This is a genomic window from Psychrobacter sp. 1U2 (genome assembly GCF_051847575.1).
The window spans coordinates 1-2,066 of the sequence record NZ_JBPYDC010000079.1 but is presented as its reverse complement, the minus strand read 5'-3'; the positions used below and the strand labels follow the sequence as shown (position 1 = coordinate 2,066).

The following is a 2,066-nucleotide window of genomic DNA, read 5'->3' as shown; positions in this document are numbered from 1 at the left end:
GTAGTGCAGTGATGGCCTCTAACGGATCGTCCATTCCAACCGCCCATAATGTCGCATGCACGGTGGCGCCGCCCTGCCCCCACATGCCAGCGAATCTGGGATGATCTGGATCTATGCATTGGCGCTCTATCCATAATGGACGACCATTACGAGTAAGTTGAAAACGCTGTTCGAGGCGACCACTGACGAAAGGCAGCTTGCTGGCAGGGCGACCAAGACCGAGAATCTCCCACCCCAAGCATTTAGCATTGTCTTCTAAATCAATGATGATGGTCTGCTCGCCGCGAGAGCCATTAAAAGCCAACGTTTCTTGTGGTAGCCATTCTAAAGTAGCGTCATTAGCAATTTTTAGATAGGTATGCTGATTCCAAGCAACGCCATTGCTATCAGCTTTATAAAGCTTATTGGCAGCAGTTGTCGTTAGCAAAGTATGCGCGTTTGACGCTACAGTGACATCGATGTTGAGCGTATCACCGCTAGCGATACCACCTGGTGGATGTAGCAGATAGACATGACAGCAACCATCGCGACCTTCAGGGTAGAATGGTCTTTGGACACGTAAGGGACCATAATGGCGCGCTATATTCATACGAGTGATATGGGTATCACCATCAGCATGAGCCCCAAACCCCAACGTCAAAAATGCTGCCCAATGACGGTTGGCATCGAAGTGGTGTCCTGAGTCTGTAGCGGTTTGTTGTATTGTAGAACTATCGGATAATGTCATCATTCCATCAATTCCCTTTTTATAAACCCAGCGCGACATATATCGCTGAATCGTCACCTAATCGTCCTGATAGGCAGGTAATGAACTTAAGCAAAATGATCAAAATCGTTCACGTGCGCAGGTAAGGTTGACAACACTGGCTTAACAGCCATTAATGAATGTCAAAGTATAGGCATTGATTGCCTCAAAACTGTAAAGTAATAATCGTCAGATCAAACATCAAAATATTAGATATATCCTTTAGTATGTTTTGGCGTTGATTATTCTATGCGTAAAAAACGCTTATGAAATAGCCTATACTCTATAACTCTTATAGGCCATTCGTATAGGCTTGTCAAGATAATACTGGGAATATAGCGAAGGGTAAACTATGGTTGAATCTAAGTCATATCAATGAGTTAAATCGGTACAATTAATCAAATCACAACTCACGCCAGTGCAACCACAAGCGTGTGTCCAACTCAAACTGATGATAATCTGGCTCCATGTGGCAGCATAATTGATAAAAAGCCTTGTTGTGCTCATGCTCTTTAAAATGCGCCAATTCATGAACGACTATCATGCGTAAAAACTCAGGTGGCGCTTCTTTAAATAAGCTCGCTACCGTAATACTGTTATGCGATTTTAGCTTACTGCCTTGTACGCGAGACTGGGTAGTATGAATACCCAGCGCATGCTTAAGAACTTTTAACTTACTGCTATAACTGACATTCGATAATGGGCCAATTTTGCGCATAGATTGGTTTTTTATGTCGTTTATATATTGATACAGCGCCTTATCGCTTTGCACTTGGTGCTGATCAGGGTATTTATTTTCTAGGTACTCTCCTAGCCTGCCCTCACTGATGAGCAGTGCCGCTTGAGTTTGAATTTGCTCAGAGTAATGAGCAATGTACTTGAGTGTGGTCACAAATTTATCCTTTGCTAATGCTTATTTTTCTAATATTTTATTTGCCACTATTTTGCAGTTTCTCTTTATCGATTCTATCTTATATCTCCTATTGACCTATAGCCAGTTCATAAATAAACCCCATAAGCTGCATTCAACTTATGGGGTCATATAAAAGACAATCTCGTCACTACATATAGCCAGTTAACATCTAGCCAATTAACGCTCTAAATGTAGATACTGTAGATGGCACTCGTACTGATGTAGAATATCGACCAGCACTTGCTCCTTGGTGTAGCCAACCAAGTCATACTCTTGCGAACCATCACTCAAGAACACTTCAGCACGGTAGTAAAATTCTGCATGCTTGGTCGAAGTATTCAGCGTAAAGTTAGGACGCTCAGCTTTGATGAGATTAACTTCATACACAAAGTCATCTTCATCGCCATG

Annotated in this window: 2 protein-coding genes and 1 pseudogene; all 3 read right to left on the bottom strand. The window is 42.4% G+C overall.

Translation table 11 applies throughout. The features are described 5' to 3' along the window. A partial coding sequence (locus tag ACS8FD_RS13295) for an urease accessory protein UreD (RefSeq protein ID WP_439276232.1) occupies positions 1-730 on the bottom strand: 730 nt, incomplete at its 3' end. Positions 731-1,148: 418 nt separating this feature from the next. Then, positions 1,149-1,637 carry a M48 metallopeptidase family protein gene (locus ACS8FD_RS13290; RefSeq protein ID WP_439261752.1) on the bottom strand — a complete coding sequence of 163 codons (489 nt, stop codon included), beginning with the start codon at positions 1,635-1,637 and terminating at the stop codon, positions 1,149-1,151. 198 nt (positions 1,638-1,835) lie between these two features. Further along, positions 1,836-2,066, bottom strand: a pseudogene (locus tag ACS8FD_RS13285) (choline transporter); the annotation flags it as partial.